Annotated in this window: 17 protein-coding genes; 1 reads left to right on the forward strand and 16 read right to left on the reverse strand. The window is 45.0% G+C overall.

Features of this window, described 5'->3' with window-relative positions; all coding sequences use genetic code 11:
* Positions 1-13: 13 nt before the first annotated feature.
* The 16 genes from GON05_RS29605 to GON05_RS29680 all read right to left on the reverse strand — a co-directional run bounded on the left by GON05_RS29605 (position 14) and on the right by GON05_RS29680 (position 18,354).
* Positions 14-1,159 carry a glycosyltransferase family 4 protein gene (locus GON05_RS29605; RefSeq protein WP_157324337.1) on the reverse strand — a complete coding sequence of 382 codons (1,146 nt, stop codon included), beginning with the start codon at positions 1,157-1,159 and terminating at the stop codon, positions 14-16.
* The gene (locus tag GON05_RS29610) at positions 1,128-2,390 is read right to left on the reverse strand and encodes a glycosyltransferase family 4 protein (RefSeq protein WP_246239570.1); all 1,263 of its coding nucleotides are present in this window, start codon (positions 2,388-2,390) and stop codon (positions 1,128-1,130) included. The genes GON05_RS29605 and GON05_RS29610 overlap by 32 nt, the downstream gene beginning before the upstream one ends.
* Complete coding sequence (locus tag GON05_RS29615) at positions 2,374-3,210, reverse strand: glycosyltransferase family 2 protein (RefSeq protein WP_127449110.1); 837 nt, start codon at positions 3,208-3,210, stop codon at positions 2,374-2,376. Before GON05_RS29615 ends, GON05_RS29610 begins: the two co-directional genes overlap by 17 nt.
* A 27-nt stretch (positions 3,211-3,237) precedes the next feature.
* Complete coding sequence (locus GON05_RS29620) at positions 3,238-4,605, reverse strand: lipopolysaccharide biosynthesis protein (protein WP_157324338.1); 1,368 nt, start codon at positions 4,603-4,605, stop codon at positions 3,238-3,240.
* A complete protein-coding gene (locus tag GON05_RS29625; RefSeq protein WP_221435276.1) occupies positions 4,547-6,019 on the reverse strand; it encodes an O-antigen ligase family protein in 1,473 nt (490 codons plus the stop codon). The genes GON05_RS29620 and GON05_RS29625 overlap by 59 nt, the downstream gene beginning before the upstream one ends.
* A gap of 31 nt (positions 6,020-6,050) precedes the next feature.
* Positions 6,051-6,836 (reverse strand): WecB/TagA/CpsF family glycosyltransferase, encoded by a 786-nt coding sequence (locus tag GON05_RS29630; RefSeq protein ID WP_127449106.1) that lies wholly within the window; start codon positions 6,834-6,836, stop codon positions 6,051-6,053.
* Positions 6,836-8,176 carry an O-antigen ligase family protein gene (locus GON05_RS29635; RefSeq protein ID WP_157324342.1) on the reverse strand — a complete coding sequence of 447 codons (1,341 nt, stop codon included), beginning with the start codon at positions 8,174-8,176 and terminating at the stop codon, positions 6,836-6,838. The genes GON05_RS29630 and GON05_RS29635 overlap by 1 nt, the downstream gene beginning before the upstream one ends.
* Before the next feature lie 8 nt (positions 8,177-8,184).
* Complete coding sequence (locus GON05_RS29640) at positions 8,185-9,120, reverse strand: glycosyltransferase (RefSeq protein ID WP_157324344.1); 936 nt, start codon at positions 9,118-9,120, stop codon at positions 8,185-8,187.
* Between the two features lie 24 nt (positions 9,121-9,144).
* Positions 9,145-9,828 carry a sugar transferase gene (locus GON05_RS29645; protein WP_157324346.1) on the reverse strand — a complete coding sequence of 228 codons (684 nt, stop codon included), beginning with the start codon at positions 9,826-9,828 and terminating at the stop codon, positions 9,145-9,147.
* Complete coding sequence (galU, locus tag GON05_RS29650) at positions 9,797-10,735, reverse strand: UTP--glucose-1-phosphate uridylyltransferase GalU (RefSeq protein ID WP_157324347.1); 939 nt, start codon at positions 10,733-10,735, stop codon at positions 9,797-9,799. Before galU ends, GON05_RS29645 begins: the two co-directional genes overlap by 32 nt.
* 31 nt (positions 10,736-10,766) lie before the next feature.
* On the reverse strand, positions 10,767-11,408 hold the full coding sequence (locus GON05_RS29655; protein ID WP_157324348.1) for a CpsD/CapB family tyrosine-protein kinase: 642 nt from the start codon (positions 11,406-11,408) through the stop codon (positions 10,767-10,769).
* A complete protein-coding gene (locus GON05_RS29660; protein ID WP_157324349.1) occupies positions 11,392-12,135 on the reverse strand; it encodes a YveK family protein in 744 nt (247 codons plus the stop codon). The genes GON05_RS29655 and GON05_RS29660 overlap by 17 nt, the downstream gene beginning before the upstream one ends.
* A 386-nt stretch (positions 12,136-12,521) precedes the next feature.
* Positions 12,522-13,142 (reverse strand): response regulator, encoded by a 621-nt coding sequence (locus tag GON05_RS29665; RefSeq protein WP_127449718.1) that lies wholly within the window; start codon positions 13,140-13,142, stop codon positions 12,522-12,524.
* A 47-nt stretch (positions 13,143-13,189) separates the two neighbouring features.
* The gene (locus GON05_RS29670; RefSeq protein ID WP_181646212.1) at positions 13,190-14,851 is read right to left on the reverse strand and encodes a sensor histidine kinase; all 1,662 of its coding nucleotides are present in this window, start codon (positions 14,849-14,851) and stop codon (positions 13,190-13,192) included.
* Between the two features lie 530 nt (positions 14,852-15,381).
* A complete protein-coding gene (locus GON05_RS29675; protein ID WP_185157255.1) occupies positions 15,382-15,561 on the reverse strand; it encodes a sugar ABC transporter permease in 180 nt (59 codons plus the stop codon).
* A 564-nt stretch (positions 15,562-16,125) separates the two neighbouring features.
* On the reverse strand, positions 16,126-18,354 hold the full coding sequence (locus GON05_RS29680; RefSeq protein ID WP_157324353.1) for a helix-turn-helix transcriptional regulator: 2,229 nt from the start codon (positions 18,352-18,354) through the stop codon (positions 16,126-16,128).
* Between the two features lie 310 nt (positions 18,355-18,664).
* On the opposite strand from GON05_RS29680, the gene GON05_RS29685 reads away from it, so the two are divergent.
* Complete coding sequence (locus tag GON05_RS29685; RefSeq protein WP_246239577.1) at positions 18,665-19,570, forward strand: ABC transporter permease; 906 nt, start codon at positions 18,665-18,667, stop codon at positions 19,568-19,570.
* Positions 19,571-19,579 lie beyond the last annotated feature (9 nt).

Here is a 19,579-nt window from a genome sequence, read left to right on the forward strand (position 1 = left end):
CACTAAGCGGTCATCAAGAGTTAGCGATGAAACCTGCATAGTAATGAGTGATTTGGGTAACGGTTCGTTCGATAACAAAGTGTTGCTCCACACGCTTGATGCCATTCTCGCTCATTCGGCGTCTCTCCTCAGGATGCTCGAGCAGATAGCGGATGGCATCCGCCAGTACGGCTGGTTTCCCTGGTGTAATGAGAAGCCCCGTTTCACCATGCACAACGGTTTCCGTTGGGCCGCCTTCATTGGAAGCAATAACCGGCAAACCGGCTGCCATGCCCTCGACAATGACCTGACCGAAAGGCTCAGGTGTGATGGAGGTATGAACCAATAGATCAGCTTTCTGCATCAACCCCTGAATATCTTCAACATGACCTAGCAAGGTGACATTGTTCAGTTGATTGTCGGCAATTTGCTGCAGCAGCTGCTTCTTATACGCATCTTCGCCGAACAGGGCATCCCCGGCTAACCAGAAATGAACCTGCTCATCCGGCAGAAAGGATTTCGCCGCTTCGAGCAGAATATGCTGGCCCTTCCATTCCGCCAGCCGGCCAACCAATAAGACTACGTACGGCTTTCGCCATGTTTTCTCGACTAGTGCCAGGCTTTTGGCTTTGGAATTGGCGAAGGCCGAATACACGACTAATGTTTTCTTGGACTTCGGCAAGTTCAAAGCACTCAACGTAGAATTGGAATTTGCAATAACGCCATTAGGCAGCAATCGGGACATCAGGCGAATCGCTTGGGCAACAATCGGCTTCAAATAGGGAACGCCAATATGATCCCGAATATGCCAGATGAGTGGAATTCCTGCCCATTTAGCAGCTACTGCTCCATAAAAAGCTGATTTTAAAGAATTCGTATGTACACAGGCAACCTTCTCCGCTTTCAGTAATTTAGCTACCCTTTTTCCATAACTCCATAGTTCCAATGCCGCCGATACCGCCTGAAAATTCACGGCATTTCGATTCCGATTGCGCACCTTATCGCTTAAAGGTAAAACGCGAACATCAATCCCTTTCGCTCTTAACCGATCAACCAGCGCTCCCTCTTCAGCCACAATGACGAGCGGATCAATCTCCTTGCCAAAGTTCGTAATGAGATTGTACAGTGCGACTTCTCCCCCGCTCCATCTAGCGGTATGATCCAGATAAGCTACTCTCATCTTGTTCACGTCCTCCTCTCTTCTTAGCTGCAGCCGATTGATTCCTGACGTAAGCATGGCGATCAAGATCAATCACAGAACGAAATACTTCGTTCACCTGCTCGGAAACTCTCTTCCATGTATAATGCTCCAACACATGATTCCTGCACTGCTCACTTGTAGGCCATAACTCAGGATGCTTCAATATACGCGTTAATCCTGAGGCAATGTCACTACTGCTGGTTCCCGAGAACAGCATATCAGGCCGGTATTTCTCAAGAATTTCACGGTTCCCGCCAATCGGAGTCGCCATAACCGGAACCCCTGCTGCCATTGCTTCTACGGTGATTAATCCGAAGCCCTCTAGCGCTTGCGAAGGAACAACGAACAGATCGGCTGCCTGATAATAGTCCGCAAGCTCACTGTCGGGGATGTAACCCAGCAATCTTACGCTAGACTGAAGCCCATACTCGGCAATTCGGCTTTCCAGCTCAGCCTTCAGCGGACCCTTACCGCCTATAAACAGCACGGCATCCGGCTTCGAGCGCACAACTTCTTTCCAAGCTTCTAGCAGCTGAAGCAGCCCCATTCGGTTGACCAACCTTCGCAAAGTCAACACGACGGTTTTCCCTTCCGGCAGCCCCAGCTTCGCTCTAATTACGGAGCGGTTCACTGCCGGCCTGAACCGGGCTACGTCCGCCCCGCCGGGAATGATGTGTATCTTGGCCAGCGGGACGCCGTACTGGCGGTGAAGAATATCGCGAAAAGTTTCACTTAACACGATGAAGGCATCCGCCAATTGGTATGCTTTCATTTCCCAGTTTTTCGCGATCATGGTTTTGAATCTATGCTTCAAACCTTTCCCCTCAAGCCTTATTTCCTCACTCCACGGGCCGTGAAAAGTCATCACAACCGGAATATTTCGGGCTTTCGCCTCCATTGCCACGCCCAGACTGTAAGGAGCAAAGTGCGCATACACGATGTCAACATGCTGCCCGTTCATGATTTCTGTGGCTTGCATGCGAAAAGCATCACGCCGTTTGCTCAACTTCAAATTCGTGCCGGCCACATTGGTGACACGAAGACCGCTTGTCACTTCCGGCTTATTGGCACTGCATACCAGTGCTTCAAGTTCATGATGCGTATCCAAGCTTTCGCAAATATGCTTGAAATAAGTGTTTAACCCACCTGGCTGAGCTGAGGGCCAGCCCATTCCGGTGCACAAGATCCGTAAATCATTGTATCGTTGCATAAGCTTTCCCCTCCTTAATCGGCCCATCATGGGACTTCTTTACACGTTTACGAGCTAATCCAAGCTCATACTGCTTCATGCAGACCAGGAACTCGTAGATTCCCCAGAATAGCGCTACGGCAAGCCCGGGAATTCCCTTTTTATACAAGCCATGAACGATATATTTTTGAACAAAACGCAAAGGAGGTCGAACGAGCATGCGCAGTAGACTAAATCTTTTTCCCATAGCCACTGCGCCTTCTGCCTCTAGATCGGTATATTTATTAAACCGCTGAATATGGTCATGAATGCTGCGGAAACCATAATGCCATAAGACACCTGGTATAAATAGCACATTCTCATTCTCCACATTCGGTGTTTCATGTACTAGACTTTCCTTGTACTGAATTTGTGTACGGTTATACAATCGGACCAGCTTCTCGCCTTTCCCCATCCAGCGACCTAGAAAGTCTCCAATCCGCAGAACGGAATAGGCTTTGCTTGGATCGGATAACTCGCCTTTCAGCATCTGAATGGAGGTTGATAATTGCTCATTGACCACCTCATCCGTGTCGATTACGAATATCCAGTCATAGGTGGCACGATCACTGCCATAGATACGCTGTTTCGCATAACCTGGCCATGCGTTCACATAGACTTTGCAGCCTAATTGCTCGGACACTCGAACGGTACCGTCCTTGCTCCCGCCATCGACTACAACAATTTCGTCTGCAAAAGGCTTGCAGGAGGCGATCGCATTCGCTATTCTCGATTCATCGTCTTGCGCAATGATGACAACAGAAATTCGATTCACTCCCACAGCATCACGATAGCGACTCATTTCGTTCGCCCCTCCCCCAATGTCCAATTATTTGGCCTTATATGCTGTTATTGCTGAAAGCAACCAACGGATATCCTCTTTATTCAACAGTAATCTTGGAAGTTTCGTTTTCAAGGTGAATTTGACATTGATTAAAATAAAGATAAATCGCAGAATACCCGATGACAAAATGGCCATTCCCGCACCGGCGAGTCCAAACTTCGGAATAAGCACTGTCAGTAGTGGGATGACAACCAGCAGCCCGATTCCTTGCAGAATGGTAACGATCTTGGGTTTGCCTAAAGCCATGAACGCTTGCGCTAAAACCATGGTTCCACCTGAAATGGACACTTCAAGGAGCAGCATGCGAAACACACTGATAGCTTCTCTAAAATCAGGGCCATACAAAAGCGGCATGACGAAAGGAGCAACCAGCATGATGATCAGGGAGCATAACAAGGCCACGCAAGTGCTGATCCTGTATACACGGAACGTCATATCCACCACTTTATCCTTCGGCAGCCCGGATGCTTTAGGGAACAACACCACGATAATCGAGGTTGAGAAAATATTAACGACCCGAGAAAGGCTTACTGCTACGGCATAGAGGCCAAGCTCAGTAGGATTCAGCAGACCGATTATCACAATTTGATCGATGTAGTAGGAAACATTGCCCATCAAATCGTTGCCGTAGGATCCAATCCCATATCTGATTAAAGTCTTAAAGGAGCTGAATACATCCTTGATCACCCATTGATACTGTCTTAGCAAACGAACAGTGGTCCATATGTAAAAGGGAACCGCCGGAGCGAGATAAGCTACAGCTGACGTGTAAGGAGTCATGGTTTTAGTCAGGATTAGCAGAGCAAGGCCGATGAGCGTACTCAGCGGAATAAGAAATCGCAGACGATTAAATAGTTTGTACTCGCCTCTTACCTGCATCATCGCATTATTAATCTGGGACAATACGATGAGAGGTACGATAACCATGGACCATTGCGAGAATAGGACCACACTGTCGGAATACGAACGGAGCCAATAGGGTAAAACCAGTATCCCTATGCACATCGCAAGCATGCCTGCTGTCAAACCCATGAGAACAGCGGTCGAATAAAGCTTGGCGGAATCCTTCATGTTCTTTTTCACGTTGTAAATAATGGCGGAAGGTATACCAAATGAGAAACTAAAAGCTAAGAATTGTGACCATAACACCATAGCGGCCTGCTCTCCTCGGCCAGATGGCCCAAGAAATCGCGCTGTCAAAATACCGGTTAGCATATTAATGACCAAGATAAGCACACTGAAAAACATCGTTTTAACGGAAGATGACAAATGACTTTTGCTTGAAAAAAAAGCTTTAATGAAGCCGAACAGAGGCTTTATGCGGACTAATTTCAAGTTGACTGGCTGCTGCATCCGAAATTTGCCTCCTCTCTTGAACGATCGTTCGATGCGCCATAATTCCAATGCCTACGACCATCCATAATAGAAAACCTTTCAACCCTGTGTACCCATTTTCAAAAACAAGACAAACGATACTACCTTGCAGAGCCGAGAGCCCTAACTTACCGTAAGCCGTTATGCCGCCCGGTTGGTGTTTCTGAGATAACAGATAACGGGTGACAAGCCACAAAGCCCATAGGAACAATAAACCACCAAGAATGCCAAAGGTTAGAAAAATCGCAACAAATCCATTATCGAAAATGCCATATTCCCCTAAAGCCCCACCGTTGCTCAGCTTGGTGCCGACACCGATACTTCCTAGCCCTAATCCTTGCGGTTTTGAGAACATCATCGGAAAAACGGTATGGAAGAAATCTAATCTCTCATTATAAGAGTGGTCATCCTGAATGGCTGTCATCGTATCTAATCGCGCAATCAGACCCTGTGCTCCTGGCAGCTTCGGGATGATGACATACATCGCTGCAATAACGGCTGTTAATTGAGCGATCAACTTCCACTTCTGTCTGCCGGCTGATACAGCTGTATAAATCGCGATATCGATGAAAAGCATTACCCAGGCAGAACGAACTAACGTGACAAGGAGTCCAACCGTAACCAGGATAATACCGATCCAGCCTAACGGTCCCCGCCATTTTTTTTCTAAAATCATCGGTGCAAGCGCAGTCCCCATATACATCCCCGCAGGTCCAGGCGAATTCAGCGTAGAGAACACTCTGATTTCCAAAGGAAAAGGGTGGCCAATCGAGGTCATTTCCACATGATTCATCCAAAATGCATCCCAGGGAGGCACGACGATGTACTGAATAATGCCATAGACAGCTACCAAGATGGCCGTGTTTGAGAAAGCAACAATTAAACGGTCCAACGCCTTATTGTCGAATTCACTTAAAGCCGCATAAGGGATTAACAATAACGGAATCACATAGTTTGCTAAATCGTAAAAGGTCCCGCTCCCATTCTTTGTTACACCAATCAGGCAGCCATACAGCAGTACGATGGCTATATAAATGAGCAGCTTGTAGATGCGAGATTCCATCTGGTGAAACTTAGCCAATATAGGAATAATAAGCACGGCACTTGTTAACAAAGGTGCAATACTTAGCAGCGAAACCGAATGGTACGTTCCTTCCATCCAATCCTGTATGCGCCGGATCTCCGGACAAATGACCCAGACCAGCAGAATATAGGGAATTAATCGCCGTGAATCGAATAAGGCCAATACAAAAGCAGGAAATAGCAGCATTGACAAGATTGCAATTTGCATACTTAGATCAGGATCCAGAGTTGCACTTGAATAACCAATGACGACAGAGGCGGCTAAAGCCATTGCAGTGAATAATAACGTCATGCGACCCGTCTGTGTCATGATCAAAGGGGGTTTACTCATTTTGCTGAAATCATCCACTATTGACTCCCGTCCCCTCCCGTTTCAGCTTGAACTGCTTAACAACCTCGCGCCATAGCAGGACGGCAAACATCGCATCGTGTACCAAGTAACGCTTCCACAGCCGCCGAGGTTCTTGCACAAGCCGCCAAAACCATTCAAACCCTGTTCTCTGCATAATGTTCGGAGCTCGCTTGACAGTGCCCGAAAGGAAATCGAAGGTTGCACCTACACCAATTGAAATCGGCACTTTATATTGGAGATAGTTTTGATAAATCCACTTTTCTTGTTTCGGCGCACCAACGCCAACAAACACGATATCTGGCTGCGTATCAATCAGCATTTGAACTATACGCTCATTCTCATCCTTTTTCTTCTCGAAGCCATAAGAAGGTGAGTAACAGCCCACGATGTTCAAATTCGGAAAAACGAGCTTCAGATTCTTAACCGCTTGTTCCGGAATCCCGACCGCTGACCCTAAGAAAAAGAGCTTATATTGGCGTTCCGCGAAGGCTTCCCCTAATTTTGCGAACAAATCAGAGCCGGACACCTTTTGTTTGAGCGGTTTGCGAAGCATCTTCGATGCCCATATAATGGGCATGCCATCCGCCACAATCGCACCCGCGTCTGAATATACCTTTTGAAACTCAGCATCTTTTCTGAGCTTAATTAAATGATCGACATTGCAGGTTAAAATGTAAGAATGATTATTCTGGCGAATGACGTCATCCATATAAGCAAGCAAGTCCAGAAAGTCATAATTATCAAAATGAACATCGAACATAGTCACTCTACTCATCAGATCAACTCTTCTTTTTTCGAATTTGTCGTCGAGAGAATATACAAACCATTCAAATACCAGCAAAAAGGAATGATGAATTGAATCGTGGATAATGTATTATCCGACATGGAATACAGAAAGAATGCCAGAATGAATGCGGCATAATAAATTTTAATTCGCTGTGGAATGACACGATAAATCATTCGAAATAACACAAGCAGCGATAGAAACAGCAGGATGCAGCCAATATAACCGGAATCATAGTAGAAGCGGATATATTCGTTATGCGGAACCACAAAACCGACGTACAAACTGCCGTCGTTCGCGACAGTAACTGCGCCTAGGCCTCTTCCTGTCATCGGGGAATCTTTCACTCCCTTTAGAAAGTAGTTCCACGCCTCCGTCCTTCCGGATAAATCGATGCCCGTGCCCGTCTGTCGCTCGAAGGAGCGTTTCGTCATATTGTCCCACTGGAGATACACGGCTCCACCAATTAAAGCCAAGGAACAGACCAACGGAATCAATAAGATGAGCTTCCCTTTGATATACTGCTTCACCATATCGAAGAAATAGTACCCGGCCATCGCTAGCATGGCGAGTATAGGCCCTCGGGTTCCCGTAGCGATCAGAATCGCAAAGTTGGCAGCCAATGTACAATACAAGAACTTAGCATTCAGCGGATTCCGTTTGGTTTCAATTAAAGCGACGGTGATCCCAAGAAAAGCTAACATCGCCAAATGAGGTGCGATATTCGCCCCTTGTACTCGGATGGCTCCCGTGAACTCTACATTGAGAAAGGAATACAAATGAACCAGCTGAAGGACTGCCCCGGTCACTACACTTACCACTGGAAGCAAACAGATGATCCGGATATGCTTTTCCGCTGTTTCCTTTTTCCATTTGATCATGAGAAAAAAGAAAGGAAGCGCGAGTCCGATGAAGGCTTTCAAGGTGATGGAAAGCGTCAATCTCGGATGCCATTCTGAGAAAAAGAGTGTAATGAACAACATGCCCGCAATTGCTACTATTGGGTAAATGAACTTCATGCGAAGTCCATTTTGCAGCATGCTGGGAACTAATAGAATGAGAATCCCTAGCTTGTAAAGGGAAAGGATCTCCAGCCCTGGGAAATTCGCCTCCACAATGTAGTTGATGGATATGGCGGTTGAGAGCAGGACCAGGTAACTCATTTTTTCCGGTTGGTAAATGGCATATATGCACATGAAAAGTACGGCCAACCCCAACATACTGATGATAGGCTGATAAACAGCCGCTACCCCCATGATCACTGCAAGCAGGACATAGAACGCAGCATAGTACATCGGTTTTTTGAGCTGTATTGGAAAAACCGGCGTCATCCGTATCATCACCCTGTCAAGCGCATTTTCACACGACTACGCATCGTGAGCAATGTGCCTTTTATACTTTGCATCCGACAAGCAATGAGCAATTTTTCACCTTCCGTATGTGCAAACAAAGCATTTACAGCTATGTAAACTACTCTGCAAGCAACATTAACGAGAAGCGATGCTTTACTCATAAATCCTTTGTGCATGGAGCCATTCGTAATACCTTGATAATAATAACGCTGCTTGATCCATTCTTTCGTTAAGCGATTGTCGGGGATGAAGTGATCCACGACCATGGAAGGATGATAAAGAATCGTCTTTCTTTCCTGTTGCATCTGCTCGAAGAGCCAAGACTCCTCACCGGACAGCAAGAGCGTTCCTTTTCTTCCAAGGTCGGTTGGAAACAAATAAGTATCATGAAACGATTTGCGAACAGCCATATTCGCTCCGAAGGGATGCTTATTTATCGGATATTCATGAACGTCTTCTCCCCGATCTACAATCGTATACGGAAGTTCGAGCGATTTGATCAGCCATGCCGGTCTCTCGCTTTCGAACTTCGGACGAATCATGCCACCTATGGCATACACATCATGCCGATGATCAAAGGTGTCCACAATCGTGCGTATCCACGCCAAACAAGGAACCGCATCATCATCGAGATACGCAATAATATCGCCCTTTGCTTCCTGTATCCCTCTATTGCGCGCAGCCGACAGTCCTTGCGTTTGTTCAAATAGATAGCGAACCCGCAACACCCCGGCTTGACGAAGGACAAATGACTCGGAGATTTCTCGCGTGTGATCTGTGGAATTGTTATCCACAATAAGAATCTCAGCCATATCTATTGCAGTTAATGCAGGCAGTGCGTCCAGTGTGATCTGAAGCAAATCCGCGCGATTATAGGTACAGATGACAATTGATACCCTTGGTTTTGGCTGATCATGCACCATTGCGGTACTCCTTTTCTACTTTTTTTAAAAAGCGTCTTTGGAACCGAGAAGTACGGATACGGTTTTCATGATAATTTTCAAATCATAGAAAACACTTCGATTACGAATATAAGTTAAATCAAGCTCAACCATTTGTTCAAAGCTTAGATTGCTTCTGCCGCTTACTTGCCATAACCCTGTGCAGCCAGGTGTTACAGCCAAGCGTTTCTTGTCATAGGTGGTGTACTCTTTCACTTCACTTGGCAAAGCCGGTCTAGGACCAACCAAGCTCATATCACCGATGAGTACGTTCCACAATTGCGGCAGCTCATCAATGCTTGTTTTGCGAAGAATTCGGCCGACACGAGTCACGCGAGGATCATTTTTCATTTTGAACATCGCGCCTTCGACTTCATTTTGGCTCATTAACTGCTGCTTCAATGCTTCTGCGTTAGCGACCATCGAGCGGAATTTATACATTGGGAACAACGTTTCATCTTTGCCAACCCTATTTTGCTTGAAGAAAACGGAACCGTCCGGATCTTCCAGCTTGATCCAAACTGCCACTACGATAAACAAAGGCATCAAGAAAATAAGACCAGCTAAGGAGAGAACAATATCTAGCGCACGCTTCATAACGGAATAGGAAGTTACGTTCTTTCTTTCCTGCAATCTCGTAGCAGCCGGATAGTAGTACTCATATTCCTCCTGCAGTTCTCGCAAGCTCATAATCTTCACCTCCCAAATGTTCTAAAATAGGGGCATATTTCTCCTTAATAAGCAGTGAAGCCATCGCATCGAGCACATCTAACCGAAGATCTTTGCTCTCAAGTGCGAAAGCCATTGTGGTAAGAATATAACCAAGTCGTTCGCCCACATCATAACGGATACCGTCAAAATGATAAGCAAGAACACGTTCTATTTTATTAAGCTTCTGAATTGCGTCTGTCAGCTGAATTTCGCCGCCGGCGCCTTTTTCCTGAAGCTCCAAAAATTCAAAGATCTTAGGAGAGAACACATATCTCCCCATGATGGCAAGATTGGAAGGTGCTGTACCTAATTTAGGTTTTTCAATAAAGTCTTTCACTTGATAGAGGCGATTATCTTGCTCGCCAGGATCAATGATACCGTAACGATTCGTTAATTCCGGCGGTACGGTTTGGACTCCGATGACGGAATTTTCTGATAATTCATATTGCTGAATGAGTTGTTTTAAGCAGGGGACCTTCCCTGTGACAATATCATCGCCCAGCAGTACAGCGAAGGGTTCATTTCCGATGAACCTTCTTGCACACCAGACCGCATGCCCCAGTCCCTTAGGTTCTTTTTGACGAATATAATGAATTTCTACTTTGGCTGAACGCTGAACTTCTTTCAAGAGCTCCAGCTTCCCCGTTTCCATCAGCTTGTTCTCAAGCTCGAAAGCATTATCGAAATGATCTTCGATCGCTCTCTTTCCTTTACCGGTGACAATAATGATATCCTCGATGCCGGATTCGATGGCTTCTTCCACGATGTATTGAATAGTTGGTTTGTTGATGATTGGGAGCATCTCTTTGGGCATCGCTTTCGTAGCGGGAAGAAATCTCGTTCCTAACCCCGCAGCCGGAATAATTGCTTTCTTGACCGTCTTCATCCTTCTCATCCTCCTAAGCGTACATATTCAATTATTGGTTGAAAACCATACCTAACATGCGGGCTCCTGATTGTTCGAGCTGTGTTCTCGCTTGTTTCGCCCATTCCCGCTTTGTTTTACCGTTCCTTGTGACCAGCAGTACGCCATCACTGTACTCCGAGAGCAAACTTGCATCTGTATAATCAAGCGTTGACGGTGAATCGATTAGAATAACCTCATATCGCTGCTTCAGTTGATTCATCAGATTCAACATCTGGGAGGAGCCTACCAGCTCCGACGGATTAACCGGTTGACCGCCGGCAACAATGAGATCAAGGCCCACGATTCCCGTCGGTGTAATTACTTCATCAACAGCAAACCCTTTTTGGAAAAAATGGAGCAAGCCTTTTGTATTATTTATACCAAACAGCTTATGCAAGCCCGGCTGGCGCAAGTTGCTGTCAATGATCACAACAGACTTCCCTTCCTGAGCATACGTTACGGCCAGATTCGCCAGCGTCGTCGTCTTGCCTTCTTGCGACTTCGGCGATGCAATCATCAGCACCATTCCCAGCCCTTGATCAGCGGGTACAACCTTCTTAAAGCGCACCGCCGTTCGTAAAGAGCGATAAGATTCGGAAACCGGTGAAATCGGATCTAATTCCGTCACCAGCACATTACTTAGCTGTAACATACTTCTGTTCCCCTACCTCTCTGCTTAGCGCTTTGGAAGATTTGGCTGCTTTGCCCTTCTTTATCGTTCCGATGGAAGCAAGAACGGGAAGGCCCACAATGAACTCTGCCTCTTTTTCAGAGCGAATCGTATCATTGATATTTTCAAAAAAGAAAAACACACCAATAGCTGCCATTGCCGATAAAACAAAGCTCAACGCCAGGTTAATTACGATACTAGCGTTCGCCGGCAAAGGCTTCACAGCTGGATCTGAGCTGGAAAGTATTTTGACATTGTTCATATTCATCAAGGACGGCACTTCGGTCATGAATGTATCCGCAAGTGTTTTCGTCATCGTGACGGCTTTCTCATAGCTCGGATCTTCCAACTCGATTTTAATAATTTGCGTTTTATCCGTTGAGCTTACCTTCAAGTTCTTCAACAGTTCTTTCTGCGTCATTCCGAATTCCGGATGGTCCGTCAGAAGCTTCTGAATGATCTGATCCGATTTAATGATTTCCTTGTAGCTCTCAACTAAATTCATGTTCATCGATACGTCATTCAGATCTATTTTCTCTTCACTCTTAAACGTACTGCTTACCAAAACTTGTGTATTTGCCTTATAAACAGGCTCAACAAATGTTTTGCTGACATAGAAGGTTGTCAGGCACGAGAGAAGAACGAACAACGCAATCATCCACAGCTTTTTGCGAATGAGTACAAAGTAATCCAAGATCGATTTCTCCATGGTTCCCTCCCGAAAAAATAGTTGATAAATCAAGAAATACAGTATTGCTTTTAAGCAAACTTTCAGTTAAGATGTTTGTAATGAAAGCGTTTTATTCTCCTCATCCCCACCTATCGAAACGACATTCAATCACTCCTTTTATACAGAGCACTCTACAATCACTATTCGACGGTGATAACTAGCCTGCAAGCTAGCTGAAGCACTCTACCAAATGGAATGAAGAATGCCGCTTTTTGTCATTTAATTGGTTATAGTCAAATACTAAATGAATTCCCAAAATTATGATATTACTCGAAATTATAATTTTTGGGTCTATTTCGTGTATCCACTCATACCCATATGTAATAAAGCGATGGTATACTTTCGAACCATATGGCTGCGAAGACTCACTGAAAACCGCTGACTAATCCTTTGGATTGCGCTAACAAGGCTGCTTGCGTACGATCGTTGACACACAGCTTATTTAAAATTTGGCTCACATGTTTCTTAACGGTAAACTCCGTCACCATTAGCTTTTTAGCCATACCTTGATTGGACAAACCTTCTCCTAAACCAATCAATACTTCCCGTTCTTTCGGCGTTAACTTGCTGAAGCTGTCTTCTTCCTCTTTCTTAAACAACATTTCCATGAGACCTGGATCAAAATACTTTTTCCCTTTGAAAATCAGTTTAATAGCCAAAAGCAACTCTTCTGGAAGCGCTTCTTTGAGTACATAACCATCCGCACCCACAGCTTCTGCTTTTCTTACATCCTGCTCCGACGTTGATGAAGTCAGAATGATGCTTCGGCATGATGTATCTTTAATATTCTCTACCACTTCAAGACCAGAGCGATTCCCTAACTTTAGATCCACAATAGCCAAATCCGGTTTTGTTTCCTTGATTAGCTCCAATGCTTGCTCCACCGTCTCCGATTCACCAGAAATTTCGATGTTTGCTTCAAGCTTTAGCACAGCTGACAATCCTCTACGCACCAACGGATGATCATCTACGATAACAACTTTCAAAGTTCCACCTGCTTTCGTTTGAATGGGAATAGCCTACATGACCTTGTTTAGCCCATCATCTGAAGTTCATTAAGTTCCTTGTTGTCCTGTGGTTGAAATGGGATGGTCAGTTGAATATGAGTACCTTTTCCTTGTGCGCTCTGAATACTAATGGTCCCGCCTAGTGACTGGACGAGCAGTTCCATGTTATTAACGCCTAGACCCACTGTTTTAGGATCCGACAATCGTTCTTTCACACTAAAGCCACTTCCGTTATCCAAAACGGACAAACTCACCTCATCCGGCTTTATACGGAGCTCAACCTTGATGAGTGTACTGTGCCCATGGCGAATGGCATTTCCCGTGGATTCTGAAATAATTCGAAACAATGCCTTTTGATAATTCACATGCAAACGATGATCATCGCCGGTTACATGCAAATTCACTTTCACAGCATGCAGCTTGGACACGCTGTCCAGATGTGATTTGACGGTCGTAATCCAAAAATCACCGCCATTTTTTCTGGAACTGAGACTATAAATCGTCGAACGAAGTTCTTTCGAAGCGGCTACGGAAGACTCTTGGATGAGTTGCAGCTGCTCTTTGATCTGTTCTCTCGAAATCTCTTTCCACTTGCGACTCAGTGAATGCACGGCATAAACAATTCCGAAAATGTACTGCGAAACACTATCATGCATCTCATCGGCAATTCGATTCTGTTCCTCGATAATCATCAACTGATTCTCGATTCGTTCCAGCTGATGCCTTTCCAGGATGACGGAGCAAAGCTCGGATAGAAAACCAAGCTGTTGAATATACCCCTGTCTGCCTTCCTCGTAGCTGGCAGGCTCAATCTTAACGCCCATGACTCCCCAGAATCGGGTCGACGACCTGATTGGCATGACAAGAAAGTCACCGTATTCTGCCAGACTCATCAGCCTGCTGAATTCGAGCCGTCTAAGCTCGGCTTCTTGCATGTCAAAAGCTTCGGAAAGGGACGTTTCAATGCCAATCGGCAACACACCTTGTGTAATCAGTTGATCCGGTTTGGCATGCCCATTTACATCCCAGAAAAAAGACATTCTCAGCTTGGTCAACTTTAAAGCAAACTCAGCAAAAATAATTTTCAAGTTCTCAGAATCACTATGAGTTGCAGCTTCCACAATTTGATACAGCGACTTCATATGCTCCATCGATTCATTGGTTCGAGCATTCGCAATCTCCAGACGATTTTTAACACCGGCCAATAACTGAATGGTGAGTGTCATAAACAACAGCATCAGGTAAAACCGATTTTCACTTAGCAGCATACTGCCAAGTGTCTCCATTTGCCCATTCGCAAAAAAATAAGAAAAAGCCGTAATAAACAAAAAGTAACTTAGCATCATGAACCAGCAATAGGCAGAGGAAAGATAGCTGGCAGCCATCCAAGCAGGGTTGAAAACACACCACAGAAACGGACTGTCCATACCGCCGCTTAGAAGATGGAGGACCATCATCCCCGTCATTTCCAAGCCTACGGTTATTTTAATTGTGCGAGAGGCTTTACCGCTTTGGGTGTACATGTCTGTAATCCATGTAGCAAAGATGAACAACACGAGGATGATGCCTATTTTGACACCTAGCGGGGGACCACGATCCTCAATAGCGTATACTAACGAAGTCCCAGCCAGCGAAATAAACCGGTACAAGTAAAAGACCCTACTCTCACCTGAGAACATCTTTCTCATCTGTGTAATCATCCTTTAACCGATATTTGTATTTGGCTCCTTCAACAATACCCATGTTTACCATAATCATAACAGTTAAATTCTTACAGTCAAAAGAGCACTACATGACTATATAATTCGCTATTTTTGTAGTTTTCTGTCTCTACTAACGATAGAATATCCAATTTCAGGAGTTACGATCTATACGTTTGATTATTTAGACCTAACCATTTGTCGGAAAAAAATGTCAACCGGATTGGAATGACCAAATTAAAATTCATCCTTTTGTACCATAAAATTCCTGCAAAAATTTTAAAAAAGGCAATAGAGTTAAGGCTTGTTAGCGCTTAACTCTCTGCTTTAGTGCTTATTGTCGATCACATGCCTAAGAAACGCTGTGATCTTCATGCAAAAGCGCCCCATTTTGTAATAATATGCGGCGCAATTCTTGCCTTTCGATGTAGATGTGCCTATCCTTTTACTCCCTAGCTCGAGTGCCACGTGAAGCTAAGAATAAGAAGTGATACTAGTCCCCATGATTTCTCCAACATTTAGAACTGATCCTGCCATTTTTTCTGATCTTTCCATTGAATCATAGCAATCATGAAAATAATGATAAACAGTATCCAAGACATCGCCGCTGTATAACCAACCTTATAGTATTGGAAGGCTTGAACGTAAATGTAATAAGTCAGCACTATGGTAGAGTTCAACGGACAGCCTTTTGTCATAACGGAAACGGCACATATCACACTCTTTTCCGCCTTAGAGCTGTACGATTGTTGGCATTCTATGTCGTATTCTTTGTAACAAGCTAGAAAAATGTCGAATAAAACTTTGTTAACTAGCCATTATTACAAAAAGCCTCCTGATTAAGGAGGCTTACTATTACAGAGGCTTACTATTAAAGATGCAACACTGCCGCTTGTCGCAGCAGATTGGCTAACCAGGTCAATTAGTGACAGCGAAAGATTGTATGTTGTACTTTTTACAACCATTTGGCTGCAATTGGGCCTCAAATCGCCTCCGTGTCGACATCTCATCACCATCCCATCCAATTTTAACGGGAAAAAGTCCCGCTAATTTGTCCATTCCTGCGAATCTTGTGCCATTAAATGGTAAAGCTCCAGCTAATTCCTCAAGTTTCGTTCGAAATGAAGCGAATCGCCTGAATTACCTGCACAAACTCCAGTTATTTGATCAAAATCCGGTAGCACACCATGTTTAACAGTAGAAATTCCAGTTACGTCACCAATGCAAATCAATAAGGGTAAGCTAAGCTTACCCCTAGACGATTATACCGTCTGACACCGGCGAAACTCACCGGGTGTTTCACCGGTTATTTTCTTAAACATCCTGATGAACGATGTGCCATTGCGGTAGCCGATTTTCTCCCCGATATGCTGAATGCTGAGATTGGAGCCGACAAGCAGCTCCTTGGCCTTCTGAATCCGTACTCGATTCATATGGTCGCTGAAATTTGCTCCCGTCTTCTCTTTAATGTAGACGGACAAGTAAGCGCTGGACATATCCAGGGACTCCGCGATCAAATCTAATGAAATGTCCTCTGAATATTGGGTCTCCATCGTTTTCATCACAAACTCGATAACTTCGTCTTTCTCCTCTTTCTTCCTGCGCACCCACTCCGCATAAATAGGAATGAGCGTATCAAAGATATGCCGAAATTCCTCCAAGGTAAAGCTGAAATCTAATTGCTTCCGCAGTCTTACGACCTGATTCCTCACTGGGATATCCGCTTCACTCTGTTCCAACGTCTTCTCGAGACGGGAAGCCCATCCCTCACTGAAGTGGCGAAACTGCGCCAATGTCGCCTGGCCTCGCTCCATCGCCTCCAGCATCCGATGTAAGGCATGGAGGGACATCTTTTCATTGCCGGCGTGCAGATGAGCGTGCAGCTCCTGCTCCTGTTCGGTTGTAAAAACAAAGAAGTATGCAACCGGCTCCTGCTTGACGATGATTTGTGTTTCATCCAGCGGACGGGCCATCTTCAGCATGCCCGATACCTGCTCATAGGCCATGTTCAACTCGACACTCCGCTCGAAAATCGAGCTGACCGCCATCATGATCAAGCAGGTTTGACGATCTTTATCCAGCGTTTCCTTCACCTGCTGAAGCGCATCCTTTAACCGATCCGTTCCATCCTGCCGGAAAACAACAGAAATAATCTGATCGTTCTCGATCTGGAACGTATAAGCATTCAGCCCATACTCGGAGAGAACAATTTCAATGTATTCCCCGATGTATCGTTTGATATCCTCGCCTAACCTTTCCATGCTTCTGGCATTCAACTGATACAAAACTAGCATGAAGGGACCTTCCGCTTGCGCAAATTCGCGCAGTTCCGAGATGCCCACATGCAGAGATTTGAGCTTGGCGATATAGCCATAATTAGTCAGCAACGAGTTACTATTTTTCAACTCATCATGAATCCTTGTCCGCTCTTCCGACAACTTGTCGATGTGATGGCTAATCGTTTCAAACTCATAAATGGAAGAGTCCATCCGCAGATGTTGCCCCTCCGGATGCTGCAAAGAGGCGATGATACGTTTCACCGGGGATTGCAGACGACGGCTGAACCAATATGACATGACCAGTGCGATGGCGATGGAAATCAGTAACACGACGATCTGAGTTACCCTGAGCTTGGAGATTTGTGCGGCAATGTTCGCATACGGAACAACCGTTACATAACGCAGATGATTTTCCGAGTCCTTATGGATAAAGAAATAATTGTTTTTGAAAAGTTTATAGGATTCACCGGCAGCAAAAGTCGGCAATTCTTCAATAGAAGCCGATGAGTTGGAACGATACAGATTATCGCCTTCCTCGGTTTGAATGATGAACGGGACATCTCCCAGCAACGTCTGATTCAGCTTGTCCGCATCCAACATAGCGATTAATTCATAATTCACGTTAGGCAGCTTAAATGAGAACGGAATGTAAGTTTTCTGCTCCTTGCTAAAGTTATCTAGCGGATAATTTTGCGCAGGGTGCAAGTAATAGTTCCTTGGCCGCTCAAATTCTTTTTCCCAGTAAGCCAAATCATAAGGTGCATGAAAATTAGGCTGGGCATTCAGTACGACTTCCGAGCTGCTGCCTTCCTTGTCCGCCATGAATAGATTCGAGCGGTATAATACCATAAGGTTATCTAAATAGAACAACGGATTACCGGCTGTTTCCCTCAACTTTCGTACGATATCAACGACCAGATAATAATTGGCATCTCCTTTTTCCCCCGAAACTAACTGACCGTTAAATTTGGTTATCGTATTGTCGTGATACATTTGGAAAAGTACGGTTCTCAGACGGTTAAAATGGCTGTTGTAATTCTCGGCAGCCTGTTTCAGCATATGCTCATTGGAGCGAATGATCTCCTGCTTGATGTTTTGTTGAAAAAATGAAAATAGTCCAAAATTAAAGACGGATAGCAGCGTAATGATCGTCAAAAAGCTGATAAATATCCGGACGAGAAACGATTTGCTCTTCTGATTCAAGAGTTCCATGATGCCCCTCCTTAACCTCTATATCTCTTAAACTCCATGCTAGCAGGTCGTAAAAGCAACAATCAACACCTTTACAAAACCTTATTATCCTCTGCTCAAATGCCATCAAATCCTTGTATCATAAGGGTTTAGCCTGTTCCTCCCACCGAAGAATCAAAGAATCTGTCAATCGTCTAAAAAAGAGTCAATTTCATTTCTCCCCTTCACCGTCTATGATCAACCTTGAAATCGAAGAAAGGAGGTGTGACTCTTGGAGCAAACAATACCGGGGGGTAAGCTATATCCGAAGAAACAGTCTGCCGGACGGAGCCTGGGAAAACGTTGGAAGGAAATTAGGCGGAATTGGGATTTATATCTGCTGCTCTTTCCAGTGATTGTCTTCTTCATCCTATTTGAATATGTGCCTATGTACGGATTGCAGATTGCCTTCAAACAATACTTCGTGACCAAAGGAATTTGGGGAAGCCCCTGGATCGGCTTCGATCATTTCAAGCGCTTTTTTGAAAGCTTCTATTTTTGGAGGATCGTTACCAATACATTGTCCATCGGAGTTTATCAAATCGCTGCTGGCTTCCCTGTCCCTATCTTACTGGCGCTGATGGTGAATGAGATCAGGCGGAAAAAATACCAGAAATGGATTCAAACCATTCTATACGCTCCTCATTTTCTCTCTACCGTCATCGTGGTCGGGTTAATGATGATCTTCCTTTCGCAGGAAAACGGTCTCGTGAATCATGTTCTTATTTGGCTTGGCGTTAAGCCGATTGCCTTTCTGACCAATCCGGGCTGGTTCAAAAGCATGTACGTGACTTCCGGCATTTGGCAGCAAATGGGCTGGAATTCCATCATCTATCTCGCTGCCTTGGCCAGCATCGATCCCCATCTGCATGAGTCCGCACAAATGGATGGTGCCGGCAGGCTTCGACGTATCTGGCACATTAATTTGCCAGGTCTAAGACCTACCATCATTATTTTACTCATTCTCAATATGGGTACGGTGCTTGGCGTCGGATTTGAGAAAATTTACTTACTGCAGAATGCATTGAACATGCAGGCTTCCGACGTCATTTCCACGCATGTGTACCGAAGCGGAATTCTCGGTGCGGAGTATGGTTTCTCTGCGGCAGTCGGCCTGTTTAATTCGTTAATCAATTTTGTGATGCTGGTTGTGGTGAACGCCATCGCTCGCAAAGTAAGTGAAACCAGCCTATGGTAAGGAGATATT

It is taken from the genome of Paenibacillus anseongensis (assembly GCF_009757995.1).
GTDB lineage: Bacteria > Bacillota > Bacilli > Paenibacillales > NBRC-103111 > Paenibacillus_E > Paenibacillus_E chondroitinus.

Coding starts and splice junctions, on each gene's coding strand:
- galU (WP_157324347.1), bottom strand. CDS start 10,735: ATGAAGACGGTCAAGAAAGCAATTATTCCGGCTGCGGGGTTAGGAACG.
- GON05_RS29615 (WP_127449110.1), bottom strand. CDS start 3,210: ATGAGTCGCTATCGTGATGCTGTGGGAGTGAATCGAATTTCTGTTGTC.
- GON05_RS29620 (WP_157324338.1), bottom strand. CDS start 4,605: ATGCAGCAGCCAGTCAACTTGAAATTAGTCCGCATAAAGCCTCTGTTC.
- GON05_RS29645 (WP_157324346.1), bottom strand. CDS start 9,828: ATGAGCTTGCGAGAACTGCAGGAGGAATATGAGTACTACTATCCGGCT.
- GON05_RS29610 (WP_246239570.1), bottom strand. CDS start 2,390: ATGCAACGATACAATGATTTACGGATCTTGTGCACCGGAATGGGCTGG.
- GON05_RS29640 (WP_157324344.1), bottom strand. CDS start 9,120: ATGGTGCATGATCAGCCAAAACCAAGGGTATCAATTGTCATCTGTACC.
- GON05_RS29655 (WP_157324348.1), bottom strand. CDS start 11,408: ATGTTACAGCTAAGTAATGTGCTGGTGACGGAATTAGATCCGATTTCA.
- GON05_RS29670 (WP_181646212.1), bottom strand. CDS start 14,851: ATGAGAAAGATGTTCTCAGGTGAGAGTAGGGTCTTTTACTTGTACCGG.
- GON05_RS29635 (WP_157324342.1), bottom strand. CDS start 8,176: ATGACGCCGGTTTTTCCAATACAGCTCAAAAAACCGATGTACTATGCT.
- GON05_RS29660 (WP_157324349.1), bottom strand. CDS start 12,135: ATGGAGAAATCGATCTTGGATTACTTTGTACTCATTCGCAAAAAGCTG.
- GON05_RS29630 (WP_127449106.1), bottom strand. CDS start 6,836: ATGAGTAGAGTGACTATGTTCGATGTTCATTTTGATAATTATGACTTT.
- GON05_RS29675 (WP_185157255.1), bottom strand. CDS start 15,561: ATGACAAAAGGCTGTCCGTTGAACTCTACCATAGTGCTGACTTATTAC.
- GON05_RS29680 (WP_157324353.1), bottom strand. CDS start 18,354: ATGGAACTCTTGAATCAGAAGAGCAAATCGTTTCTCGTCCGGATATTT.
- GON05_RS29625 (WP_221435276.1), bottom strand. CDS start 6,019: ATGACACAGACGGGTCGCATGACGTTATTATTCACTGCAATGGCTTTA.
- GON05_RS29605 (WP_157324337.1), bottom strand. CDS start 1,159: ATGAGAGTAGCTTATCTGGATCATACCGCTAGATGGAGCGGGGGAGAA.